We start from the raw sequence: 23,004 nt of genomic DNA on the forward strand, positions 1-23,004 counted from the left end.
CGTGCGTGAAGCTCAGGCCGCTTCGGACAGCGGCACCGTCTCTCTCCGTTCCTCGCCCCGCCGCGCCCGTATCGACGGACGCGCCGTGCTGCTCGGCTCGGACACCACACCGTTGCGCTGACGCCACACCTGACGGGTGATCCACACGTCGAGGACGCTCCAGGTGGCCACGACGGTCGAGGCCACCGCGCTGATGGTCATCGGGAACGCCAGCCACGCGCCCGCGACCGACGTGTAGAAGGCCACCACGGCCTGGACGAGCGTCACCGACGTGATCATCACGGCCCGCACGGCGGCGTTGCGCACCGGATCGGGCATCCGCCGTCGGCCCCGCTCCTCATCCACCCACAACTGCCGCGCCGACCGCGCCTCGTGTTCCATTGTCCTGTCACTCCCCACCACTGAACGACTTCAGGGGTGACTGCCCGTCTTGCGCCCCTTTACGCGGACAGAACCCGCCCCGTACTCATTGACGCACGAGAGAGGGAAAAGGTTTCGTCCGGGTGGGGACGAAGATGGCCCATGTCCCTGCGGAACGAACAGTTCCAGCCATCCGCGCAGGCCGGAGAAATGGCACACCATCAGGTGTCCTACGCCACAGTGGCCAATCCCAACTCCCGTAATACCAGGACATCTCATGATCAACACTCACTCGACAGGCTGAAAATAGCTCGGACGCGCCTTCGGGATGGCCGTGATGCAGTAGTAGGCTCGCGCCGCCGTTTGTTGAAATTCAAGGTTGACGCCGCGTGTTGACGCCGGACGTCACGAACGTGAAGGACCCCCGTCGCGCACGGGGGCCGAGCTGGGGGAGGCCATGCGCTTTCGCGGGAAGTCCATCCGCAGGAAGATCGTGGCGTTGCTGCTCGTACCGCTCGTCTCCCTCACCGGACTCTGGGGTTTCGCCACGGTCCTGACGGGCCGCGAGGCCGACCAGCTCCTCGACGTCGGCTACATCGTCGAGAAGGTCGGCTACCCCCTGGAGGACACCGCCCGGGTCATCCAGATCGAGCGCCGCCAGTCGCTCATCTACCTCGCCGACCCCCGGGGCTCCGACGCCCTCGCCTCCCTGCAGGAGACCCGCCGCGCCACCGACCGGCAGATCGCCCGCATCCGCGCCAACGCCGCCGACCCCGGCGTGCGCGACGAGATGCGGCCCGTCACCACCCAGCGGCTCAACTCCCTCCTCGACGCGCTCGACGGCCTCGCCTCGCTGCGCCGCTCCGTCGAGAACCGCGGCATCGGCCGCATGCAGGCCCTCGAGTTCTACAACCGGCTCGTCGACCCCTGCTACAGCTTCCTCATCACCCTCCACGCCCTCGAGAACGTGGAGATGGACAAGCAGGGCCGCGCCCTCGTCGGCATCACGCGTGCGCGTGAACTCCTCTCCCGGGAGGACGCCCTCGTCCTCTCCGCGCTCGTCGCGGACCGCGTCACCGCCGAGGAGATCCGCGCGGTGTCCGACCTCGTCGCCAACCGCGAGCAGTTCTACGAGGTCAACCTCGAACTCCTGCCCTCCGCCGAGCGCGAGCACTTCGAGAAGTACTGGCGCAGCCCCAAGACCCAGCCGCTGCGCACCGCCGAGAACGCGATCGTCGAAGCCGGCCCCACCGACAACCCGCGCGCCATCACCGCCGAGCGCTGGCAGGACCAGGCGAGCCCCGTCCTCGACGACCTGGCCCGCGAGAACACCGCCGCGGGCGACCGCTACCAGGAACGCGTCAAGCCCGCCGCGTACAGCGTCCTCCTCAAGGTCGGCATCGCCGGCGTCCTCGGCTTCCTCGCCCTCATCGCCTCCGTCGTCATCTCCCTCCGCATCGGCCGCGCGCTCATCCGCGACCTGCGCCGCCTGCAGAAGGAGGCCCAGGAGGTCTCCGGAGTCCGGCTGCCCAGCGTCATGCGCCGCCTCGCCGCCGGCGAGCAGGTCGACGTCGCCACCGAGGTGCCCCACCTGCGGTACGGGGAGGACGAGGTCGGCGAGGTCGGCCAGGCCCTCAACACCCTCCAGCGCGCCGCCGTCGAGGCCGCCGTCAAGCAGGCGGAGCTGCGCCGCGGCGTCTCCGAGGTGTTCGTCAACCTCGCCCGCCGCAACCAGGTCCTGCTCCACCGTCAGCTGACCCTCCTCGACACCATGGAGCGGCGCACGGAGGACACCGACGAGCTGGCCGACCTCTTCCGCCTCGACCACCTCACCACCCGTATGCGCCGGCACGCCGAGGGCCTCGTCATCCTGTCCGGCGCCGCGCCCTCCCGTCAGTGGCGCAAGCCCGTCCAGCTCATGGACGTGGTCCGCGCCGCCGTCGCCGAGGTCGAGGACTACGAGCGGATCGAGGTGCGCAGGCTGCCCCGGCTCGGCGTCGGCGGCCCCGCCGTCGCGGACCTCACCCACCTCATCGCCGAACTCCTCGAGAACGCCACGGTGTACTCGCCCCCGCACACCGCCGTCCAGGTGCTCGGCGAGCGGGTGGCCAACGGCTTCACCCTGGAGATCCACGACCGCGGCCTCGGCATGAACCCCGACGCCCTGCTCGACGCCAACCTCCGGCTCGCCGAGACCCCCGAGTTCGAGCTCTCGGACACCGACCGCCTCGGCCTCTTCGTGGTCAGCCGGCTCGCCCAGCGCCAGAACGTCCGGGTCTCGCTCCAGACCTCCCCGTACGGAGGCACCACCGCGGTCGTCTTCATCCCGGCCGCGCTGCTCACCGACGCGCCCGAGACCCAGGGCGCCGGATTCCGGCTCGACCGCAAGACCCTGGAGCGCCCCGGGCGGACCGACGACGCCTCCGCCGACGAAGGCGCCCTGCCCACCCGCAGGCCGGCCCTCACGAAGGTCCCCGACGTGACCGAGGTACCCGGACCGCTGGACGGTCCCGTGGAGCTGGAGGCGCCGCTCGGCACCGAGGACTTCGACGTCCTCCTCGACCGCTCGGCCGACCTCCTCGACAGCGACAGCGAGCGCGGCGGCCTCTTCCGGCCCCGCGACCGGCGCCGCACCGGCCTCGCGCCGGCCGGCGAGCAGCACGAGCAGGCCCGGGACCGTACGACGGCCCAGGACGCCCCCGACGACGGGACGCGCCTCGCCCCCGTGCCGCTGCCGCGCCGCCGCACCCCGACGCTCGTCGTGGACCACGGCCGCCGTCTCGACGAGGCGGACGGCGCCCAGGGGCAGCCGGACCGCGCGCACCCGCAGGACGACGCGTGGGGAGACCGCCGGGACCTCCAGCAGGGCACGGGCCCCACGCTCGTCCCCGTACGGCCGGAGGAGCACGTACCGCCGGAGCTCCCGGACCCGTTCGGAGGTCTGCCCCGGCGCGTCCGCCAGGCCAGCCTCGCGCCCCAGCTGCGCGAGACCGAGGGCAGGGCCGGCCGTACGGGAAGCCGCTCCGACACCGGTACGGGCACCGGGGCGCCGTCCGAGGGACCCGATTCCTTCGAGCGCGACGCCGAGGAGGTACGCGCGCGCATGGCCGCCATGCAGCGTGGCTGGCAGCGCGGCCGGCGGGACAGCACAGAGCCGGACGACACGACAGCACCAGGAACGACACCCGAGGGGGACGGTCGATGACCGCACCGAACGCCGCAGCACCCAGCACGACCGGACACGGACACGGAAACGGCGAGCTGAACTGGCTCCTCGACGAGCTCGTCCAGCGCGTCGGGTCCATCCGGAAGGCCCTGGTGCTCTCCAGCGACGGACTCCCCACCGGCGCCTCCCAGGAGCTGACCCGGGAGGACGGCGAGCACCTCGCCGCCGTGGCCTCCGGCTTCCACAGCCTGGCCAAGGGCGTCGGCCGCCACTTCGAGGCGGGCAAGGTCCGCCAGACGGTCGTCGAGCTGGAGGACGCCTTCCTGTTCGTCACGGCCGCCGGCGACGGCAGCTGTCTGGCGGTGCTCGCCGACGCCGACTCGGACGTCGGCCAGGTCGCCTACGAGATGACGCTGATGGTGAAGCGGGTCGGGGCCCACCTCACGACGGCTCCCCGGACCGGCCTGCCCTCGGGAGGGTGAGTGGGACCGCATGAGTGACGAAGCCGAGCGGAGCCGGCGGAAGAGGGACCAGACCCCCGGCCCCCACCACTGGTTCGACGACGAGGCCGGGCCGGTGGTCCGTCCGTACGCGATGACCCGCGGCCGGACGAGTGCCGCCACCCGTCACCGGCTCGACCTGATCGCGGTGGTCGTTCCGGAGCCCGCCGCCGACGACCCCGGCCGGGACCAGACGCTCTCCCCGGAACACGTGGAGATCGTCGAACGCTGCTCCGAGCAGCCCCAGTCGATCGCCGAGCTCGCCGCCGGACTCGATCTCCCCGTCGGGGTGGTACGGGTCCTCGTCGGTGACCTCGTCGAGGACGAACTCGTCCATGTGACCCGCCCCGTTCCGCCGGCCGAGCTGCCGGACGTGAGCATTCTTCGCGAGGTGATCAATGGCCTTCGGGCGCTCTAGCCGCAAGCAGCCCTTCGTCGAGCCGGTGACCCTGAAGATCCTCGTCGCGGGCGGGTTCGGGGTCGGCAAGACGACGCTGGTGGGCGCGGTCAGCGAGATCAGGCCCCTGCGGACCGAGGAGATCCTCAGCGAGGCGGGGCGGCCCGTCGACGACCTGCACGGCGTCGAGACCAAGACGACGACCACGGTCGCCATGGACTTCGGCCGGATCACGCTCCGCGAGGACCTGGTCCTCTACCTGTTCGGCACCCCGGGGCAGGACCGCTTCTGGTTCCTGTGGGACGAGCTGGCCCAGGGCGCCCTGGGCGCGATCGTCCTCGCGGACACCCGGCGCCTGGAGGACAGCTTCGCCGCCATCGACTACTTCGAGCGGCGCGGCATCCCGTTCACGGTGGCGGTCAACTGCTTCGAGGGCGCCCGGCGGTTCCCGGCGGAGAGCGTGCGCGGCGCGCTCGACCTGGACCCCGAGGTGGAGCTGCTGATGTGCGACGCCCGGGACCGCGAGTCCGTGAAGAACGTGCTCGTGGCGGTCGTCCAGCACGCCCTCGTCCTCGCGGACCGGACCCCGTCCGCCGTCACGACCTGACGGGACGGGCGGTCCGCGGCGGTCAGCGTACGGCGATCACCGCCGAACCGTGCCCGAACAGGCCCTGGTTCGCGGTGATCCCGACCCGCGCCCCCGGCACCTGACGGTCGCCCGCCGTGCCGCGCAGCTGCCAGGTCAGCTCGCAGACCTGGGCGATCGCCTGGGCGGGCACCGCCTCCCCGAAGGAGCCGAGGCCTCCGCTGGTGTTGACCGGCAGACGCCCGCCGAGGGCCGTCGCGCCGTCCCGCAGCAGCTTGGCGCCCTCGCCCGGCGCGCAGAGCCCGATGTCCTCGTACCACTCCAGTTCCAGGGCCGTGGACAGGTCGTACACCTCCGCCAGGGACAGGTCCTCGGGCCCGAGCCCCGCCTCCTCGTAGGCGGCGCGGGCGATCGAGGCGCGGAAGGCGTGCTGGGCGGGGGAGACGGCCGCCGCCGAGTCGGTCGCGATGTCGGGGAGGTCGAGCACGGCCTTGGGGTACGTGGGGGAGACGGTGGAGACCGCCCGGACCCGGACCGGGTCGGGGTGCCCGTGGCGGCGCGCGAACTCCATGCTGGACAGCACCAGCGCGGCGCCCCCGTCCGAGGTGGCGCAGATGTCGAGGAGCCGCAGCGGATCGGCGACGACGGCGGAGGCCGCGACCTCCTCGGCCGTCACGCGCGCGCGGTAGCGGGCCAGCGGATTGAGCGCGCCGGCCGCCGCGTTCTTCACCTTCACCTGGGCGAAGTCCTCGGCCGTGTCGCCGTACAGCGCCATCCTGCGGCGCGCGGAGAGCGCGAAGTACGCCGGGTTGGTCGCCCCGAGCACCCGGAACCGCAGCCAGTCCGGGTCGCCGGGCCGTTCGCCGCCGGCCGGGGCGAGGAACCCCTTCGGCGTCGAGTCCGCGCCGACGACCAGGACCACGTCGGCGAGCCCCGCGAGGATCTGGGCCCGGGCGGTCCCGATGGCCTGGCCGCCCGAGGCGCAGGCGGCGTACACGCTGGTGACCCGGGCCCCCTGCCAGCCGAGGGCCTGGGCGAACGTCGCCCCCGCCACGTACCCCGGGTATCCGCAGCGCATGGTGTCGGCGCCGACGACCGAGCCGATCTCGGACCAGTCCAGACCGGCGTCGGCGAGCGCGGCGCGGGCGGCGGCCGTCCCGTACGAGACGAAGCTCCGTCCCCATTTGCCCCAGGGGTGCATTCCGGCCCCGAGCACGGCGATGTCGTTCACGACCGCTCCTCCCGTTCCGCCGGCGCCACCGGCCGCCAGTTCCAGGTGGTCCAGATGTGCTGTTCGTCCTCGTTCAGGACGCCGGGCACCACCTCGACCTCCGTCCCGACGGCGAGGTCGGCCGTCGTCACGCCGGGCGCCGCCTGCCCGAGCACCACCATCGCCTCGGCCGCGAGCTCGACCGCGACGAGGGTGTACGGCTCCCAGGGCGCGTCCGGGTCGGAGACGTACGGGGCGGGCGGGCGGTACCGGCCGTCGGTGTACGACCAGACCCGGCCGCGCGGCGACAGCGGGACCTCGGCCAGCTCGCCGCCGCCCGGGCAGCCGGGATTGCGGCACCAGTCGTCCTCGCGGGGGAAGAAGACCGACGCGCAGGCCGTGCAGCGGGTGCCGAGCAGCCGGAACTCCGCCTCGGGCACGGTGTCGTCGGTGAACCACCCGGCCACCACCGGTCTGCGCGTCCGTGCCATCGGGACCTCCCGTAATCTGACGAAGCGTCAGAAGTGTGCCACGGGAGGCCGGTGCTGAGAAGGGCTCAGTGGCCGGCCACCGACCTCCGCGCCACCGGGAAGTCGAAGAAGGTCGACGGGAACGGCTCCGGCTTGAACGTGAAGTGCCACCACTCCTCGGGCAGGTTCACGAAGCCCTGCTCGGCCAGCGCTCCCCCGAGCAGATCGCGGTTGGCCCGCTGCTCGCCCCGGATCCGCGGATCGTCGGTGTGCGAGAGGGTGTCGAAGCAGTCGAAGCCGGTGCCCATGTCCACGGAGTTGTCCGGAAAACGCTCCTCCCGCGGCGCGGAGCAGTCCACGAGCTCCTCGCCCGGCACGTACGCGCGCGTGGGTGCCGCCGGGAGCCGCACGATCGTCAGATCCACCGTCGAACCCCGGCTGTGCCCGGACTTCTCCGCGATGTAACCGTCCGCGAACAGCCTCGACTTGTCGACGAGCGGATAGAACTCCTTCTTCATCCGCTCGTCCTGCAGGTCCTTCGCCCAGCGGACGAAGTGATCCACGGCCCGCTGCGGCCGGTAGCAGTCGTACACCTTCAGCGTGTACCCCCGCGCGAGCAGCCGGAGCTGCGCCCGGTGCAGCGCCTCGGCCGCGGGACGGGTCAGGATGCACAGCGGCTGCCGGTAGCCGTCCACCGGCTCACCGACGAAGTTGTGGTCGGTCGTGTAGCGCATCTCCTGGAGGATCGTCGGGTCCACGGAGCCCAGGGCCACGAACTCCCGCGGCGCCTTGGGCTCCGGAGCGGCCGAGGCCGGGGGAGCGGGTGCGGCGACGGCGCCGGTGACGGCGAGGAGTCCGGCCGCGGCCGCGACGGCGAGGGTGCGGAAAGCGGTTGCGAGTCCAGTCATGCGCACCGTCTATCAGTTCCGGCAGCGCCGGGAAAGGGTGATCGCATACGGTCGGGTCGTGAAGGACTCCCACTGCTCCTCCTGCGGCGAGGTCTACCCGGCCGACGCCGGCTGGCCCCGCACCTGCCCGGCCTGCGGTCACACCGCCTACCGCAATCCGCTGCCCGTCGCGGTCGCCCTCCTCCCGGTCACCGAGGCGAAGGGGACGGGCCTCGTCGTCATCACCCGCACCATCGAACCCGCGCGGGGCGGCGTCGCACTGCCCGGCGGCTTCATCGACCACGGGGAGGACTGGCGCGCCGCCGTCGCCCGCGAACTCCGCGAGGAGACCGGCATCCCGGCCTCGGCCGACGAGGTCCGCCTCGCCGACGCGCTGAGCTCCCCGGCCGGCCACCTCCTCCTCTTCGGCCTCCTCCCGCCCCGCCCGGCCGCCGAACTCCCGCCGTCCACCCCGACGGACGAGACGAGCGGCCACCACGTCCTGAGGGAACCGGCGGACCTGGCCTTCCCGCTCCACACGGAGGCGGTACGGAAGTGGTTCGCGGGCGCTTACGGGTGACCGGCCCCTCGGGCGCGCTGGATCCAATCTCCAATATCCGCCTACTGGATATTGGATCCACCGCCCGGGGGATGGGATACGGCTACTGGATACCGGATCCACGTATTGGCTATTGGCTATTGGATCCGCCTGCTGGAGGTTGGATCCGCGTACTGGAGATGGATCCGTTTACTGGAGGTTGGATCCGTCTACTGGAGGTTGGATCCGCCCCACGGGATCCACCTCCCTCACAGCCCCCGCACCACCACCGGCAGCCCCGCCTCCTCCACGCCGTCGTCCGTGACGCGCTCCACCACCACCCGGCCGTCCACGAGCCGCGACTGGTAGCGCTCGATCACGGCCGGTTCCCAGCCGTCCCCGGTGTCCCGCACCACGAGCCCGCCACCGGTCCGGCCCGCGGCCGGCGCCCACACCTCCAGGACGAGCTCGTCCCCCTCGCCCCGCACGGGGAGCACGGCCCCCGCCCGGGCCAGGACCGGCACCCGGGAGAGCGGCGCGTCGAGGAGGACCTGCCCAGGACCCTCGTACGCCCGCCCCGTCGCCGTGTCGTACCACCGGCCGCGCGGCAGCCGCACCGCCCGCCGGTCCGCGCCCCGCGTCAGGACCGGCGCGACGAGCAGCGCGTCGCCCAGGAGGAACGCGTCCTCGCAGTCGCGCAGCACCCGGTCCTCGGGCGTCCCCCACCACAGCGGCCGGACGTACGGCGCGCCCGTCATCCGGGCGAGCCGGGCAAGGGTCGTGAAGTACGGCCGCAGCCGCTCCCGCTCGGCCAGCGCCACGCGCGCGTGCTCCAGGACCTCCGGCCCGAACTCCCAGGGCTCGCGCCGCCCCGCGTCGATCGCCGCGTGCGTACGGAAGAGGGGAAGCCACGCGCCCAGCTGGTACCACCGGAGGAACAGCTCCGGAGACGGACTGCCGTCGAAACCGCCCACGTCCGGCCCCGAGTACGGCACCCCGCACAGGCCCAGGCCCAGGACGAGGGCGAGCGAGGCCCGCAGCCCCGGCCACCCCGTCGACACGTCGCCGGACCAGGTGCCCCCGTACCGCTGCATGCCCGCCCAGCCGGAGCGGGAGAACAGGAAAGGCCGTTCCTCGGGCCGCAGCCGGCACAGGCCCTCGTACCCGGCCCTGGCCATCGCGAGCGCGTACACGTTGTGCGCCTCCCGGTGGTCGCCGCCCCGGCCCTCCAGCGCGTGCCGCGCCGAACGGGGCAGGGTCGGGTCACCGAAGGGGACGAAGGACACCGGCTCGTTCATGTCGTGCCACACCCCGGCGAAGCCCCGCCCCAGCCGCTCCTCGTAGAGACCGCCCCACCACTCCCGTACCGCCGGATCGGTGAAGTCCGGGTAGGCGCACTCACCGGGCCACACCACCCCGCGCACCTCCTCGCCCCGCGCGTCCTTCACGAAGGCGTCCGCCGCCGACCCGCCGTCGTACACCGGGTCGCCCGGCTCCGCCTTCACCGCCGGGTCCACGATCGACACCAGGCGCACGCCCTGTTCCCGCAGCTCCTCTGCCAGCCCGGGCAGATCGGGGAACCGCTCCCGGTCGACCGTGAACACCCGGTGCCCGTCGTAGTGGTCGATGTCCAGGTGCACGGCGGACAGCGGCAGCCCGCGCTCCCGGTACCCGGCCACCACCCGCCGCACCTCCCGGGCGCTGCCGAAGCCCCAGCGCGCGTGCTGCGGCCCGAGCGCCCAGGACGGCGGCAGCGCGGGCGCGCCCGTCAGGGCCGCCCAGCCGTGCAGTACGCGCGCGGGGGTGCCGACGACCACCCAGCAGCGCAGCGGCCCGCCCGACATCCGCACCTCGCTGGTTCCCGGCCGGTCGTGCCCCGACCCGGCCCCCTCCTCGCCCTCGGCCAGGGTGACCTGCCCGTCCCAGGTGCTGTCGTGGAACGCGAGATGCGTCCCGGCGTCCGAGACGACGAACTGCACAGGCATGGTGATGTACAGGGGGTCGTCCCCGGGGGCGAAACGGCCCTTGGGGTCGGTGTTCCACAGCCGGTACGAGCCGTCCCGCAGGCGCGGCCCCGCCGACCGCCCGCCGAGCCCGAAGAACCGCGCGTCGGCCGGCACCTCACTGCGCTGCACCCAGCGCGCGGCTCCCGAGACCTCACCCCCGGCCCCGTTGCCCGCGCTCGCCACCGGCTCCCACCAGCGCGGTGGCAGGTCCCGGCGGAGCAGCACCCCGCCCGGCGTCCGCAGCTCCACCGCCCCGTGCCGGGAGACCGTCACCGTCACCCGCTCCGACACGATCCGCCAGCCGCCGTCGGTGTCCGGTTCGAGGGAGGCGCGGGGGTCCGCGTCGGGCGCCTCGCCGGCCAGGGCGTACGAGGGCAGCGGCTCGGCCCCGTCCCACCCCCAGAACACCGTGCCGCCCGACGACACCCGGATCCGGAGCGAGGACCGGGCGAACCGGACGGTCCCCCCACCCGGAGCCGCCTCCGCCTCCACCGCGAGTCCCGGCACCCTGGCCCGCTCCGCCCCCAAGGGCGGCAGCCCCCACGCGTCCGTACGACGCTGCCGCCACGCCGACCGCACCACCCGCAAGCCCTGCACCGAACCGAACACCTTCATCGAACGCAGCAGTTCCCGACCGTCCATGCAGCTCACCCTGCCACCCGTCGGAGGCCGAACCTGCTCCGTTCAGCTGCCGTTCACCCATGGTGGGAGCACATGTTCAACTGCCCGACCATGGGCCGGCAGACCTGGTGCGAAAGACGATCACATGGCATCGTCCTGTCAGCCGCGTCACGCGCACACCCCAGCACGTGCGCGCGACACACGCAGACCCGCGTACAGCCAGGGAGCAGCCCTCATGACATCAGCAGCGCCGATCGAGCCCCTCTGGCAGCCGGACGAGGAACGCATCGCCACGGCCGCCGTCACCCGCTTCCAGGCCTGGGCCGCCGAGCACCACGGCGCCCCCGCCGAGGGCGGGTACCCGGCGCTCCACCGCTGGTCGGTCGAGGAACTCGAAGCGTTCTGGCAGGCCGTCGTCGAGTGGTTCGACCTCCGCTTCTCGACGCCGTACGAGCGGGTCCTCGGCGACCGCTCCATGCCCGGCGCCGACTGGTTCCCCGGAGCCACCCTCAACTACGCCGAGCACGCCCTGCGCGCCGCCGACGAGCGCCCCCACGACACGGCCCTGCTCCATGTGGACGAGACACATGAGCCGACGCCGATCACCTGGGGCGAGCTCCGCCGCCAGGTCGGCTCCCTCGCCGCCGAGCTGCGCGCCCTCGGCGTGAATCCGGGCGACCGCGTCAGCGGCTACCTGCCCAATGTCCCGCAGTCCGTCGTCGCGCTGCTCGCCACCGCGGCGGTCGGCGCCGTGTGGACCTCCTGCGCCCCGGACTTCGGTGCCCGCAGCGTCCTCGACCGCTTCCAGCAGGTCGAGCCCGTCGTCCTCTTCACCGTCGACGGCTACCGCTACGGCGGCAAGGAGCACGACCGCCGCGACACCGTCGCCGAACTGCGCGCCGAGCTCCCCCCCCTCCGCGCCGTGGTCCACATCCCGCTCCTCGGCACCCCGGCCCCCGAAGGCACCCTCGCCTGGTCCGACCTGGTCGCCGCCGACGTCGAGCCGGTCTACGAGCAGGTGCCGTTCGCACACCCGCTGTGGGTCCTGTACTCCTCCGGCACGACCGGCCTGCCGAAGGCGATCGTCCAGTCCCAGGGCGGCATCCTCGTCGAGCACGTCAAGCAGCTGGGCCTGCACTGCGACCTCGGCCCCGAGGACGTGTTCTTCTGGTACACCTCCACCGGCTGGATGATGTGGAACTTCCTCGTCTCCGGCCTCCTCACCGGCACGACCGTCGTCCTGTACGACGGCAGCCCCGGCTACCCGGACACCGCCGCCCAGTGGCGGGTCGCCGAACGCACCCGCGCCACCCTCTACGGCACCTCCGCCGCGTACGTGATGGCCTGCGCCAAGGCGGACGTCCACCCCGGCCGGGACTTCGACCTCTCCGCCGTGAAGTGCGTCGCCACCACCGGCTCCCCGCTGCCTCCCGACGGCTTCCGCTGGCTCCACGACGAGGTCCGCGAGAACCTGTGGATCGCCTCCGTCAGCGGCGGCACGGACGTCTGCTCCTGCTTCGCGGGCGCCGTCCCCACGCTCCCCGTCCACATCGGCGAGCTCCAGGCGGCGGGCCTGGGCACCGACCTCCAGTCCTGGGACCCCTCCGGGAAGCCCCTGATCGGCGAGGTCGGCGAACTCGTCGTCACCAACCCCATGCCGTCCATGCCGATCCACTTCTGGAACGACCCCGACGGCAGCCGCTACCGCGACAGCTACTTCGAGATGTTCCCGGGCGTATGGCGCCACGGAGACTGGATCACCATCACGGACCACGGCTCGGTCGTCATCCACGGCCGCTCCGACTCCACCCTGAACCGTCAGGGCGTCCGGATGGGGAGCGCCGATATCTATGAGGCCGTCGAGCGCCTCCCCGAGATCCGCGAGTCCCTGGTCATCGGCCTGGAGGAGCCGGACGGCGGATACTGGATGCCGCTCTTCGTGCACCTCGTGGAGGGCGTCACCCTGGACGACGAGCTGATCGACCGCATCAAGCGGACGATCCGCAGCGAACTCTCCCCGCGCCACGTCCCCGACGAGATCATCGAGGTCCCGGGCGTCCCGCACACCCTCACGGGCAAGCGCATCGAGGTCCCGGTCAAGCGCCTCCTCCAGGGCACCCCCCTGGCCAAGGCCGTCAACGCCGGCTCCGTCGACGACCTCGGCCTGCTCCACTTCTACGAGAGCCTGGCGGCCAACCGCCGCGGCTAGGCCGTCACGACAGGGGCCCCGCCGATCCGACCGGATCGGCGGGGCCCCTGGTGCTGCGGGTCAGCCCTTCGGCAGCTCACCGGCCGCAGGGGCGGCCGCCTTGGCGAGCACCGCGGAGACGCCCAGGACCGTCCCGGCCCGGCCGGCCGAGGTGGTCTCGGTGAGGACGGTGCGCTCACCGAGGAACGCCGACGTAGTCCGGTCGAAGATCCACTGGGTCTGCTCGCCGTGGGCGGTACGGGCCACGGCGACGCCCTCGCGCCCTGCCGCGTCCTTCGCGGACGGCAGGACGGTCACCCCGGGGATCCGCGCCGCCGCCTCGTACAGCCCGGCGGTGACCTTCGGCGGAGCCCAGGTCTCGGCGAGCAGGGTCCCGATCGCGGTGAACGCCCGCTGATCGGCGTCGCCCTCGCCCGCGCGCGTCTGCTCCCGGATCAGGCGCAGCATCGCTTCAGGATCCGTGGGGAGGGCCGCCACGTACGCGTGGGTCGGGTTCGTGACGGAGGGCGGCGCCGCCTCCAGGGTGGTCTTCCTCGGCGTGGCCCCGGGACCGTCCAGCTCGTACACGGGCGCCTCGGCACCCAGTTCCGTGTCGGCGGCACCGGGCTCGCGCAGCAGCCCCGGCCGGCTGCCGTCGACGGAGAGCCACACCTCGCGCTGATGCGCGGGCGGCAGCGTGGCGGGACCGCCGGCCGCGCCGCGCCCCGCGTGGGCGACGAGGCTCTTGACGTACACGTACCCATCGGGCCGGGCGTCCGGAGCGGGAGCGGCGGCCGCGGCGAGCGCGGCACCGGACAGGATCCGCACGGCCTCGGGCGAGGCCTGCTGTCCGACCGAGGTGCCGCCGTCCCGGGGTGCGAGCACGGCGACACCGGCGACGATCGCGCAGGCGGCCATCGGCGCGGCGATCCAGCCGAGCCGGAGCCCCTGGCGGTGCCGGCGCGCACGCACCGGGCGGGCCGTCGAGCCGTCACCGGCGGCGAGGGCGGTCCGCAGGACGGAGGCCCTGAGGTGCTCGTTGCGCTCCGCCGTCAGGTCGGGCACCGGAGGCGGGGGCAGCAGCTCGGCGAGCTCGGCACGCAGAAGCTCCTCCGCGTCGGCGTGCGGGCGGGGGGCGAAGGCGTTCATGCCTGGTTCTCCGGGGTGGGTCGGGGCGCGAGCGCCGGGCGGACGGTCGAACGGATGGTGGGGGAGCCGGGTACGGGTACGGGTTCGGGCGCGACCCCCGCCGCCTCGCGGCCGGGAGCGGCCCGCCCGGTCGAGCGGAGGGCGGTAGCGGCGGACCGTTCCCGGCGCCGCCCCGCGCGCAGTTCGGCCTCGGCGAGCTTGCGGAGGCGTTCACGGGCCCGGGACAGCCGGGAGCGGACGGTGCCGACCGGGATGCCCAGCGCCTCCCCGGCCGCCGCGTAGTCCAGGCCCGCCCACACGACGAGCGTGAAGACCTCGCGTTCACGCCGCTTGAGCCTGCCGAGCGCCACGCGCGCGGCGCGGATCTGCTCCCCGTCCGTCATCCGGGCGAGGACGTCGTCGGCGAAGTCCGGCAGCACGCCGCGCTCGGGGATCCTGGCGAGCGCCGCGTCCCGCCGGCGCGCCTCACGGGCCGCGCCGCGCAGGATGTTGGTCGCGATGCCCAGCAGCCACGGGCGCAGGCTGCCGCCGTCGGCGTGCACCTTCCCGCGACAGCGCCAGGCCTCCAGGAACGCGGCGGACACGACGTCCTCCGCGGCCGCCCGGTCCCCGCAGACCCGGTAGGCGTAGTGGTACAGCACGCGAGCGTGCTCGTCGTACGCCTCTCCGAGCGCCGCGGGGTCCCCGGCGCGGAAACGATCTCTCATAGGTGATTCCACATCTGGCACTGGGCGTTGGTTCGTCAGGGTTCCCGTGACCTGGACCACACGCGCCACCGCGCGCCCCGCCGATGTGGCCCAGGTCACGGGAACGCACCGCACGCCACGAGCAGTGCTGGGCATGAACGATTCCTCGACACCCCGGACCACCGACTCCCGGACCACCGACTCCCGGACCACCGACTCCCGGACCACCGACTCCCGGACCACCGATTCCGGGACCGCGGGCCCCCGCACCCCCGGCCGCCGCACCGTCCTGCGCACCCTGGCCCTCGCCGGAGTCCTCGCCGGCACGACCTTCTCCGCCCTGCCCCCGACCGCCGTGGCGGCGTCCGGCGTCCCCGAGACGTACACCCTGACGATCCGGCACCTCGACCGCGCGGGCGCCGCCACCGGCGGCTACAGCACCCATGTCACCGGCATCTCGGGCCCCGGGGTGCAGGAGGAGGCCACGCCCTACGACGAGTCCGGCACGGTCACCGTCCGCCTGCCCAAGGGGCGCTACCTGCTCGACTCCACGCTGTACGGCCCCGATCCGGCCACCGGCACCGACTGGGTCGTCCAGCCCCGCCTGGACCTGAACGGCGACACGACCGTCACCGTCGACGCCCGCACGACCGCCCCGGTGGACGTCCGCCCGCCGGAGTCGGGGGCGCGCTACCTGAACAGCATCGGGTTCGTCGAGGTCACCCACGAGGGAACCACCCGCTCCGCGAACATCATGACGGCCCGCGAGGGCCTGCGCGTCGCCCACCTCGGCCCGGCCTCCGAATCGGGTTCGGTCAAGGAGTGGTTCGACACCTACTGGTCCGGCGCGCGCGCCGACTACGGGCTCGGCTACCTCTTCACCTCGGACCGCGCCCTGACCGGCCTCGTCCGCCACCCGGCGGCCGACGGGCTGGCCACCCTCAAGATCCGCGGAGCCGCCCCCGAAGGCGCGACCGGGAAGGGGTTCGTCTCCGTCCAGCCCAGCGCGGGTCCCACCGTCGGTCTCGCCCAGTCCCTCGAACTCCCCGCCACCGCGACCGTCATGGTCAATCCGGAGCGGGGTCGCTGGGACGTCGAATACACCGGACCGTCCGCCCCCGAGACACCGCCCAACCGTTACGTCGCGAACGGAATCGCGGTCCACGCGGGCGCGACCACCACGCACACCTTCGACAACGCCGTCTTCGGCCCCGCACTCGACACGTCGCCCGGCGCCCGGCCGGCCGGCGTCCGCGACGGCGACCGGATCGCGCTCGACATCCCGCTCCTCGCCGACGGGGACGGCCACGCCCCCGGCGCACCGCGCTTCCACAGCGCGACCACCACGCTCCACCGCGACGGCGTCCTGATCGGCACCCGCCGGGGCGAGCCCGGGCGCGCCGAGTTCACCACCACGCCCGGAGCGGCCTCGTACCGGCTGACCGCCTCGGCGGTCCGGGGCGACGGCTTGGTGTCGAGCGGGCGCGTCACCGCCTCCTGGACCTTCACCTCGGCCGCAGCCGCCCGCCCGGCGGCCCTTCCCCTCAGCACCGTCCGCCTCACCCCCGACCTCGCCCTCGACGGCACCGCCCCGGCCGGAACCACGCTCCGCGTGCCGGTCACCGTCCAGGGCGCCGCCGCAGGCACCGGCGTCCGGTCCTTGAGCGTGTCGGTGTCCGCCGACAACGGCGCCACCTGGACCCGTGTCCCCGTCGTCGACGGCCAGGTGGCCTTCCGCACGCCGGCCCCCGGCCGGACCGTCTCGCTCCGCGCCGAACTCACCGACACCCGGGGCAACACCCTCACCCAGACCCAGCGCAACGCCTTCCGCACCCGCTGAACCACCCCGTCGGGCGCTCCGGGACAGGCCCGAGCCTGCCCCGGAGCGCCCGCGCGTCACCCGCCGTACGTCGCCTGCGCGTCCCCCAGGACCTCGGCGAAGTCGGCCGCGAGCCGCGTCGCGTCCCCGGGCGCGAGCCTCGCCGTGGTGATCCGTACCGCCGGCGGGGACGCCACACGGAACCGCGCCCCGGCCGCGACCCACCAGCCCTGCGTCCGCAGGCCGTTGACCACCGCCGACTCGTCCCGCACGGGCACCCACACATTGAGACCGCTCGCGCCGACCGCACGGATCCCGTGCGTGCCGAGTGCGCCGATCAGCGCCGTGCGCCGCTCCGCGTACGCCTCCTCGCCCGCCGCCACCAGGTCCCGTACGGCCCCGTCGGCGAACAGGCCGGTCACCGTCTCCTGCAGGACGTGACTGACCCAGCCCGAGGTCATCACCATCCGCCGGTCGTGCCGCGCCAGCGTCACCGCGTCGCACGCGACCCCGGCCCAGCGCAGGTCGATGCCGAGGTGCTTCGACACGGTCCGCACCTGTGCCCACCGGTCGAGCCCCGCCGCCGCGAGCGTGTACGCCGCGGCCCCGCCGACCTCCGCATTGTGGTCGTCCTCGACGACGAGCACCTCGGGGAAGCCCCGGAGCACCGCCACCAGTTCGTCCCTCCGCGCGCGCGTGAAGAACGCCCCCGTCGGACACTGCCCGCGCGGGCTGCACACCACCGCGCGCACCCCGCCCCGCAGCGCGGCCCGCAGCGACTCCGGTACGAGCCCCTCGCCGTCCACGGCCACCGGGACCGCCCGCAGCCCCAACGCGGGCACCAGGTCGAGGACATGGTGGAACCCGGGATCCTCCACCGCCACGGCGTCCCCGGGCCGCAGCTCCGTCGACAGGAGCCGCGCGATGCAGTCCAGGGCGCCGTGCGCGAACGTCACGTGCTCCGCCGACACCCCGTCCCGCTCGAACCAGGCCCTGGTCAGCGCCTCCAGGCGCGCGAGCCGGGGCGCCGCGCGATGGGAGCCGTACACCGGGTCGACGGCCGCCGGGGGCCGCAGTACGGGGAGGAAGGCCGGGTCCGGAAACCCGGCGGACAGGTCCACCAGGCCGGCGGGCACGCGCGGCGGACGCCGCGAGGCCGCCGAGGGCACCTCGGCCACCACGGTCCCGCCACGCCCGCGCGTGACGATCAGCCCCCGCTGCCGCAACTCCTTGTAGGCCGTCGCGACGGTCCCCGGACTCACCCCCAGCTCGTCGGCGAGCCGCCGCACCGGCGGCAGGGCGTCGCCCGGGGCGAGCCCGCCCTCGGACACGCCCCGCTCCACGGACGCGGCAATCCCCTTGGCCGTCGCCCCCTCGATCGCATATTGTGCTGCCACGTAATCAAGTATGTATCAATACAAAGAAGTTGGCAAGGGGGACCCATGAGCCGCAGCACCACCCGACCCGCCCGCCCGCCCCTCAAGGACCGCATCCCCGGCGGCACCGACGGCCGCCGCATGCTCGTCATCGGCTTCATCGACAAGTGCGGCACCGGACTCTGGTCCACGGCCATGGCCCTCTACTTCACCTACGTCACCGGCCTCGGCCTCGGCCAGGTCGGCCTCCTCATCGCCCTCTCCGGCGCCGCGGGCATCGCCGGCGCCCCCCTCGGCGGCCGCCTCGCCGACCGCTTCCCCCTCGTCCGCGTCATCATCTGCACCCAACTCCTCCGCGCCGCCGCCCTCCTCGCCCTCCTCACCACCGACGACTACCTGCTGCTCGTCCTCTTCTCCGCCGCCGGCGCCCTCCCCGACCGCGCCACCAACGTCCTCACCAAGCTCTACGCGGCCCGCGTCGCCGGCCCCGACCGCGTCCGCTACCAGGCCATCAACCGCACCACCTCCAACCTCGGCTGGACCCTCGGCGGCCTCGGCGCCGCAGCCGCGCTCGCCATCGGCTCCACCACGGCCTTCCAACTCCTGCTCGTCGGCGACGCCCTGTCCTACCTCGTGATGGCCGCCCTCACCCTCCGCTGCGCCGAACCCCCCGCCCCCGCCACCTCCCGCGTCGCCGCCTCCTCCACCGACCCGGCACCCACGACCAGGCCCTCCAACCCCTGGCGCGACCGCGGCTTCCTCGCCTTCACCGCCGGCGAGGCCGTCTTCTTCCTCCACGACTCGATCCTCCAGGTCGCCCTGCCCCTCTGGATCGTCCACGCCACCGAAGCCCCCGTCGGCCTCGCGCCGCTCCTGATGGTGATCAACAGCGCCCTCGTCGTGCTCTTCCAGGTCCCCCTCTCCCGCTTCGGCGCCACCACCGACGCCGCCCGCCGTCTCCTCGTCCCCCTGGCCGGACTCTTCGCCGCCGGCACGCTCGCCCTCGCCGTCTCCGCCCTCGGCGGCCGCACCCTCGCGATCACCTCCCTGATCACCGCCGCCGTCGTCCTCACCTTCGCCGAGATGATCCACACCATCGCCTCCTGGGAGATCTCCGTCGCCCTCGCCCCCGACGACGCCCAGGGCGCCTACCTCGGAGTCCACGGCCTCGCCCAGTCCACCCAGCGCTTCGCCGGCCCCCTCCTCATGACCGGCCTCGTCTCCGCAGGCCCCCTCGCCTGGCCCCTCCTCGGTGCCGCCCTCGTCGCCACCACCGCCGCCCAGAACCGCCTCGTCCGCCGACGCCTCACCCGACCGTCACTGTCAGTGGCGAAGGTTACGGTGAGTGAGCACTGATCGGAGCGTCACCAGGGGGAGACATGAACCGCACCGGAACCACCACCGCACAGCTTCGCCGCGCCCTGCGCCGCGAGGTCCCCAGCACCGTCGGACTCCTCGCCGACGAGCAGGACTTCGCCGCCATGCGCCGGTACCGCACCTTCGCCTTCGACGACCACGCCACCTACCTGCGGCAGATCGAGGCCCTCCTCAGGACCCTCGCCCACCAGGGCGGCCACACCACCGTCACCCTCTTCGACCCCGAGGAGTACGCGGCCTGGTGCGCCGAGACCGGCACCGACCCCGACCACCCCACGAGCCGCAGCCGATTCACCGCCCACCTGGCCACCACCGGCCCCCGCGTCACCTACACCGGGCAGCCCCTCACCACCCTCCTCCCCGAGCTCGTCGACACCGCCGTCCGACAGGCCACCTGGGAGTACGCCACCACCGTCCTCGCCACCGCCGGCGACTGCGCCGACTGCGGCAAGGACCTCGGCAAAGCCGCGTACGAGCGGGCGGGCCGCCTTCTCCTACGACTCCTCGACGCCGCGGGACCGGGCACCCACCACCTCGTCTGCAGCGTCCAGGCCGCCGACGACCAACTCCTCGCCGTCCTCCACGCCCACGGCACCACACCCCCCGAGGACGCCACAGGACCGGAGTTCACCGCCGTACTCGCCGCCGGCATCGCCCTCGCGGCACCCGGCGGCATCGTCCTGCGCACCACCACCCCCGGCGCCCCCGACCACCTCCACGGCTGGCGACTCGCCGACAGCACCCTGATCCCCCTCACCGAGGCCGAGGTCTTCTCCGCCTACTGCACCGACGCCCGCACCGGCGAACCCCTCTCCCCGGAACCGGGCGTCGAGTACCGCGCCGGCCACCCCCTCGCCCCCGACCCCCACGAGGACGGGACCACCCACCACTGACCCCGCACACGACGAAGGGGCTCCCCGCCACCACGTGACGGAAAGCCCCTTCGCCGAGCACCTCAGGGGATCACTCCCCGGACAGCACCGCCTGCGCGGCGATCCGCGCCTCGTGCGCCGTGTCCGCGGCCCGCGCCGCGGCCGCGGCCCGCTCGCACTGCGCCAGCGTGTACTTCGCGAGCGTCGCCCGCACGTACGGAATCGACGCCGCACCCATGGAAAGGGAGGTGACACCGAGACCCGTCAGCACACACGCCAGCAGCGGATCCGAAGCCGCCTCGCCACAGACACCACAGCTCTTGCCCTCGGCCTTGGCCGCCTCGGCGGACAGCGCCACCAGGTCAAGCAGCGCCGGCTGCCACGGGTCCTGGAGCCGCGACACCGCACCGACCTGACGGTCGGCCGCGAAGGTGTACTGCGCCAGGTCGTTGGTGCCCAGCGACAGGAACTCGACCTCCTGAAGGATCGAGCGAGCCCGCAGCGCCGCCGAGGGAATCTCGACCATCGCACCGAACTTCGCCCGCAGCCCCGCCTCACGGCACGCGTCGGCGAAGGCCTTCGCGTCCGTACGGTCGGCCACCATCGGAGCCATGACCTCGAGGTACACCGGCAGCCCCTCGGCCGCCTTCGCCAGCGCGGTCAGCTGCGTCCGCAGCACCTCCGGGTGGTCGAGCAGCGACCGCAGACCCCGCACACCGAGCGCCGGGTTCGGCTCGTCCACCGGAGTCAGGAAGTCCAGCGGCTTGTCTGCACCCGCGTCGAGCACCCGCACGACCACACGGCCCTCGGGGAACGCCTCGAGCACCTTGCGGTACGCCTCGACCTGCTTCTCCTCGGACGGCGCCTTCTTGCTGTCGTCGAGGAAGAGGAACTCGGTACGGAACAGACCGACACCCTCGGCACCGGCCTCCACCGCCGCCGGCACGTCCGCCGGACCACCGACGTTGGCCAGCAGCGGCACCTTGTGACCGTCGGAGGTCGCGCCCGGACCGCTCGACGTCGCCAGCGCCGCCTTGCGCTCGGCGGCGGCCTTAGTCAGCGCAGCCTTCTTCTCCTCGCTCGGGTCCACGAAGAGCTCACCGGTGGAACCGTCGACCGCGATGAGTGTGCCCTCGGCCAGCTCACCCGCGCCCGGCAGCGCCACGATGGCCGGCACGCCCAGCGCCCGCGCGAGGATCGCGCTGTGGCTGGTCGGACCGCCCTCCTCCGTCACGAACCCGAGCACGAGCGTCGGGTCGAGCAGCGCCGTGTCGGCCGGCGCCAGGTCCCGCGCGATCAGCACGTACGGCTCGTCGCTGTCCGGCACGCCGGGCATCGGCACACCCAGCAGCCGCGCGACGATCCGGTTCCGCACGTCGTCCAGGTCCGCGACCCGGCCCGCCATGTACTCGCCGGCACCCGCGAGCAGCTCGCGGTAGTGCGAGAAGGCGTCGTAGATACCGCGCTCGGCCGTGCTGCCGACCGCGATCCGGCGGTCGACGTCGGCGATGAGCTCCGGGTCCTGGGCGATCATCGCCTGGGCCTCCAGCACCGCCTGGGCCTCACCACCGGCCAGATTGCCCCGGGCAATCAGGTCCGCGGCCACAGCCTCCACGGCCTGACGGGCGCGCCCCTGTTCGCGCTCCGCCTCGTCCGCGGGGATCTGCTTGGCCGGCGGCTCCAGGACCGCGGTACCCATGTGCCGGACCTCGCCGATCGCCACTCCGTGGCTGACGCCGACGCCTCGCAGCGTTGTCTCCATCTCACCCGTCTCCGATTGAGCGACGGCCCCGGCCGTCGCGTTGAATGTCGAACTCGCGGTCGTCACGAGGACGTACCGGCTCAGCTCCAGCCGAAGAGCACGTCGTCGGCCTTCACATCGCCGTCCTCGACGACATCGGAGAGCGAGTCCGCGGTGGCCTCCAGGGCCACGATCGGACAGATGGGGGACTTGCCGGCGGCCTCGACCTCGGCGGGGTTCCAACGGACGACGGCCTGCCCGCGCGTCACCCGGTCACCCTTGTTGACGAGCAGCTCGAAGCCCTGCCCGTTGAGCTGGACAGTGTCGATGCCGAGGTGGGTCAGCACACCGTGTCCTTCGTCGTCCACGACGACGAAGGCGTGGGGGTGCATGGAGACGATGACCCCGTCGAGCGGGGAGACGGCCTCCGAAGCCTCACGTACGGGATCGATGGCGGTACCGGGACCGACCATCGCACCGGAGAAGACCGGGTCGGGAACTGCGGCGAGACCGATGGCGCGTCCAGCAAGCGGCGACGTCACGGTTGTCATGGGAAGCCTCCCAGGGGCGGAGATTGTGTGGCGCCGTCACTACCTGTCCTGGACGGCGTACTGTTCCGAAGCGTATGTCATAGGAAGTCCCGGTTCCGCACGAGACGTACCTGTTGTGCGGAGCTAGGGACTACCGGAAGGATTTGCCTCTACTGACGGTGGGATGTACTGTCGTACTCCTGCCTGACCCCAACGCGGCCTTGAGTCGCGGGTCGGCAGCACCTATCAAGCCAGATCCTAACCCCAGTGGTCTACACCTCTGCATGCTCGCAGGGGATGTGGTCAGGGGGACCGAGAAAGCCTGGTAATGTTCAACCCCGCCGGGAACGGAAAACGCGAAAGCGAATTCCCATCCCAGCAGCCCGCTCCAGCGGGTGGCAGAAACGGAAATCGGATCTGCTAAGCTGGAAAACGAAGGAAGCGCCCGGAGGGCCTGGAAACAGGAACGAAGGAAGCGTCCGCACCTTGAGAACTCAACAGCGTGCCAAAAATCAACGCCAGATT

19 protein-coding genes are annotated in these 23,004 nt (G+C 73.1%); 9 read left to right on the top strand and 10 right to left on the bottom strand.

Features of this window, described 5'->3' with window-relative positions; genetic code table 11:
- Window positions 1-12: 12 nt before the first annotated feature.
- Window positions 13-381, bottom strand: a complete 369-nt coding sequence (locus ACF07V_RS17045; RefSeq protein WP_392154879.1) for a hypothetical protein — start codon at window positions 379-381, stop codon at window positions 13-15.
- A gap of 436 nt (window positions 382-817) precedes the next feature.
- On the opposite strand from ACF07V_RS17045, the gene ACF07V_RS17050 reads away from it, so the two are divergent.
- Genes ACF07V_RS17050 through ACF07V_RS17065 form a run of 4 tightly spaced genes read left to right on the top strand, consistent with a single transcriptional unit; the run spans window position 818 to window position 5,030 of the window.
- Window positions 818-3,565 (top strand): nitrate- and nitrite sensing domain-containing protein, encoded by a 2,748-nt coding sequence (locus tag ACF07V_RS17050; protein WP_392154880.1) that lies wholly within the window; start codon window positions 818-820, stop codon window positions 3,563-3,565.
- Complete coding sequence (locus ACF07V_RS17055; protein ID WP_351189285.1) at window positions 3,562-4,008, top strand: roadblock/LC7 domain-containing protein; 447 nt, start codon at window positions 3,562-3,564, stop codon at window positions 4,006-4,008. The genes ACF07V_RS17050 and ACF07V_RS17055 overlap by 4 nt, the downstream gene beginning before the upstream one ends.
- Before the next feature lie 10 nt (window positions 4,009-4,018).
- On the top strand, window positions 4,019-4,444 hold the full coding sequence (locus tag ACF07V_RS17060) for a DUF742 domain-containing protein (protein WP_392154881.1): 426 nt from the start codon (window positions 4,019-4,021) through the stop codon (window positions 4,442-4,444).
- On the top strand, window positions 4,425-5,030 hold the full coding sequence (locus ACF07V_RS17065; RefSeq protein ID WP_392154882.1) for an ATP/GTP-binding protein: 606 nt from the start codon (window positions 4,425-4,427) through the stop codon (window positions 5,028-5,030). The genes ACF07V_RS17060 and ACF07V_RS17065 overlap by 20 nt, the downstream gene beginning before the upstream one ends.
- Before the next feature lie 22 nt (window positions 5,031-5,052).
- On the opposite strand, the gene ACF07V_RS17070 is transcribed toward ACF07V_RS17065, so the two are convergent.
- The 3 genes from ACF07V_RS17070 to ACF07V_RS17080 all read right to left on the bottom strand — a co-directional run bounded on the left by ACF07V_RS17070 (window position 5,053) and on the right by ACF07V_RS17080 (window position 7,597).
- On the bottom strand, window positions 5,053-6,210 hold the full coding sequence (locus ACF07V_RS17070) for a lipid-transfer protein (RefSeq protein ID WP_392154934.1): 1,158 nt from the start codon (window positions 6,208-6,210) through the stop codon (window positions 5,053-5,055).
- A 26-nt stretch (window positions 6,211-6,236) separates the two neighbouring features.
- On the bottom strand, window positions 6,237-6,710 hold the full coding sequence (locus ACF07V_RS17075) for a Zn-ribbon domain-containing OB-fold protein (protein WP_392154883.1): 474 nt from the start codon (window positions 6,708-6,710) through the stop codon (window positions 6,237-6,239).
- 65 nt (window positions 6,711-6,775) lie between these two features.
- Window positions 6,776-7,597 carry a M15 family metallopeptidase gene (locus ACF07V_RS17080; protein WP_392154884.1) on the bottom strand — a complete coding sequence of 274 codons (822 nt, stop codon included), beginning with the start codon at window positions 7,595-7,597 and terminating at the stop codon, window positions 6,776-6,778.
- Here ACF07V_RS17080 and ACF07V_RS17085 point away from each other — a divergent pair.
- On the top strand, window positions 7,596-8,156 hold the full coding sequence (locus tag ACF07V_RS17085; protein WP_392154886.1) for an NUDIX domain-containing protein: 561 nt from the start codon (window positions 7,596-7,598) through the stop codon (window positions 8,154-8,156). The genes ACF07V_RS17080 and ACF07V_RS17085 overlap by 2 nt on opposite strands.
- 227 nt (window positions 8,157-8,383) lie before the next feature.
- Here ACF07V_RS17085 and ACF07V_RS17090 read toward each other — a convergent pair whose 3' ends face one another.
- The gene (locus ACF07V_RS17090) at window positions 8,384-10,762 is read right to left on the bottom strand and encodes a glycoside hydrolase family 31 protein (RefSeq protein ID WP_392154888.1); all 2,379 of its coding nucleotides are present in this window, start codon (window positions 10,760-10,762) and stop codon (window positions 8,384-8,386) included.
- Window positions 10,763-10,976: 214 nt separating this feature from the next.
- Between ACF07V_RS17090 and ACF07V_RS17095 the strand changes: the two genes are divergently transcribed.
- A complete protein-coding gene (locus tag ACF07V_RS17095; RefSeq protein ID WP_392154890.1) occupies window positions 10,977-12,950 on the top strand; it encodes an acetoacetate--CoA ligase in 1,974 nt (657 codons plus the stop codon).
- Window positions 12,951-13,010: 60 nt separating this feature from the next.
- Here the strand turns inward: ACF07V_RS17095 and ACF07V_RS17100 are convergent, their stop codons facing one another.
- Entirely contained in the window at window positions 13,011-14,078 is a 1,068-nt protein-coding gene (locus ACF07V_RS17100) for a CU044_5270 family protein (protein ID WP_392154891.1), read from the bottom strand.
- A complete protein-coding gene (locus ACF07V_RS17105) occupies window positions 14,075-14,785 on the bottom strand; it encodes a sigma-70 family RNA polymerase sigma factor (RefSeq protein WP_392154893.1) in 711 nt (236 codons plus the stop codon). The genes ACF07V_RS17100 and ACF07V_RS17105 overlap by 4 nt, the downstream gene beginning before the upstream one ends.
- A 133-nt stretch (window positions 14,786-14,918) precedes the next feature.
- Between ACF07V_RS17105 and ACF07V_RS17110 the strand changes: the two genes are divergently transcribed.
- A complete protein-coding gene (locus ACF07V_RS17110; protein WP_392154894.1) occupies window positions 14,919-16,604 on the top strand; it encodes a serine protease in 1,686 nt (561 codons plus the stop codon).
- Between the two features lie 56 nt (window positions 16,605-16,660).
- Here ACF07V_RS17110 and ACF07V_RS17115 read toward each other — a convergent pair whose 3' ends face one another.
- Window positions 16,661-17,980, bottom strand: coding sequence for an aminotransferase class I/II-fold pyridoxal phosphate-dependent enzyme (locus tag ACF07V_RS17115; RefSeq protein ID WP_392154895.1), 1,320 nt, complete (start codon window positions 17,978-17,980; stop codon window positions 16,661-16,663).
- Between the two features lie 45 nt (window positions 17,981-18,025).
- Here ACF07V_RS17115 and ACF07V_RS17120 point away from each other — a divergent pair, with 45 nt between their 5' ends.
- The gene (locus ACF07V_RS17120) at window positions 18,026-19,315 is read left to right on the top strand and encodes an MFS transporter (RefSeq protein ID WP_392154896.1); all 1,290 of its coding nucleotides are present in this window, start codon (window positions 18,026-18,028) and stop codon (window positions 19,313-19,315) included.
- Between the two features lie 23 nt (window positions 19,316-19,338).
- On the top strand, window positions 19,339-20,229 hold the full coding sequence (locus ACF07V_RS17125; RefSeq protein WP_392154898.1) for a hypothetical protein: 891 nt from the start codon (window positions 19,339-19,341) through the stop codon (window positions 20,227-20,229).
- A gap of 70 nt (window positions 20,230-20,299) precedes the next feature.
- On the opposite strand, the gene ptsP is transcribed toward ACF07V_RS17125, so the two are convergent.
- A complete protein-coding gene (gene ptsP / locus ACF07V_RS17130) occupies window positions 20,300-21,970 on the bottom strand; it encodes a phosphoenolpyruvate--protein phosphotransferase (protein ID WP_392154899.1) in 1,671 nt (556 codons plus the stop codon).
- 80 nt (window positions 21,971-22,050) lie between these two features.
- Window positions 22,051-22,500, bottom strand: coding sequence for a PTS glucose transporter subunit IIA (locus ACF07V_RS17135; protein WP_392154900.1), 450 nt, complete (start codon window positions 22,498-22,500; stop codon window positions 22,051-22,053).
- Window positions 22,501-23,004 lie beyond the last annotated feature (504 nt).

This window comes from Streptomyces sp. NPDC015661 (assembly GCF_043077765.1).
Taxonomy (GTDB): Bacteria; Actinomycetota; Actinomycetes; order Streptomycetales; family Streptomycetaceae; genus Streptomyces.

Excerpts from the sequence above, each read along its gene's own strand:
- ACF07V_RS17045 (WP_392154879.1), bottom strand. The coding sequence starts at position 381 with ATGGAACACGAGGCGCGGTCGGCGCGGCAGTTGTGGGTGGATGAGGAG.
- ACF07V_RS17050 (WP_392154880.1), top strand. The coding sequence starts at position 818 with ATGCGCTTTCGCGGGAAGTCCATCCGCAGGAAGATCGTGGCGTTGCTG.
- ACF07V_RS17055 (WP_351189285.1), top strand. The coding sequence starts at position 3,562 with ATGACCGCACCGAACGCCGCAGCACCCAGCACGACCGGACACGGACAC.
- ACF07V_RS17060 (WP_392154881.1), top strand. The coding sequence starts at position 4,019 with ATGAGTGACGAAGCCGAGCGGAGCCGGCGGAAGAGGGACCAGACCCCC.
- ACF07V_RS17065 (WP_392154882.1), top strand. The coding sequence starts at position 4,425 with ATGGCCTTCGGGCGCTCTAGCCGCAAGCAGCCCTTCGTCGAGCCGGTG.
- ACF07V_RS17070 (WP_392154934.1), bottom strand. The coding sequence starts at position 6,210 with ATGCACCCCTGGGGCAAATGGGGACGGAGCTTCGTCTCGTACGGGACG.
- ACF07V_RS17075 (WP_392154883.1), bottom strand. The coding sequence starts at position 6,710 with ATGGCACGGACGCGCAGACCGGTGGTGGCCGGGTGGTTCACCGACGAC.
- ACF07V_RS17085 (WP_392154886.1), top strand. The coding sequence starts at position 7,596 with ATGCGCACCGTCTATCAGTTCCGGCAGCGCCGGGAAAGGGTGATCGCA.
- ACF07V_RS17080 (WP_392154884.1), bottom strand. The coding sequence starts at position 7,597 with ATGACTGGACTCGCAACCGCTTTCCGCACCCTCGCCGTCGCGGCCGCG.
- ACF07V_RS17090 (WP_392154888.1), bottom strand. The coding sequence starts at position 10,762 with ATGGACGGTCGGGAACTGCTGCGTTCGATGAAGGTGTTCGGTTCGGTG.
- ACF07V_RS17095 (WP_392154890.1), top strand. The coding sequence starts at position 10,977 with ATGACATCAGCAGCGCCGATCGAGCCCCTCTGGCAGCCGGACGAGGAA.
- ACF07V_RS17100 (WP_392154891.1), bottom strand. The coding sequence starts at position 14,078 with ATGAACGCCTTCGCCCCCCGCCCGCACGCCGACGCGGAGGAGCTTCTG.
- ACF07V_RS17105 (WP_392154893.1), bottom strand. The coding sequence starts at position 14,785 with ATGAGAGATCGTTTCCGCGCCGGGGACCCCGCGGCGCTCGGAGAGGCG.
- ACF07V_RS17110 (WP_392154894.1), top strand. The coding sequence starts at position 14,919 with ATGAACGATTCCTCGACACCCCGGACCACCGACTCCCGGACCACCGAC.
- ACF07V_RS17120 (WP_392154896.1), top strand. The coding sequence starts at position 18,026 with ATGAGCCGCAGCACCACCCGACCCGCCCGCCCGCCCCTCAAGGACCGC.
- ACF07V_RS17125 (WP_392154898.1), top strand. The coding sequence starts at position 19,339 with ATGAACCGCACCGGAACCACCACCGCACAGCTTCGCCGCGCCCTGCGC.
- ptsP (WP_392154899.1), bottom strand. The coding sequence starts at position 21,970 with ATGGAGACAACGCTGCGAGGCGTCGGCGTCAGCCACGGAGTGGCGATC.
- ACF07V_RS17135 (WP_392154900.1), bottom strand. The coding sequence starts at position 22,500 with ATGACAACCGTGACGTCGCCGCTTGCTGGACGCGCCATCGGTCTCGCC.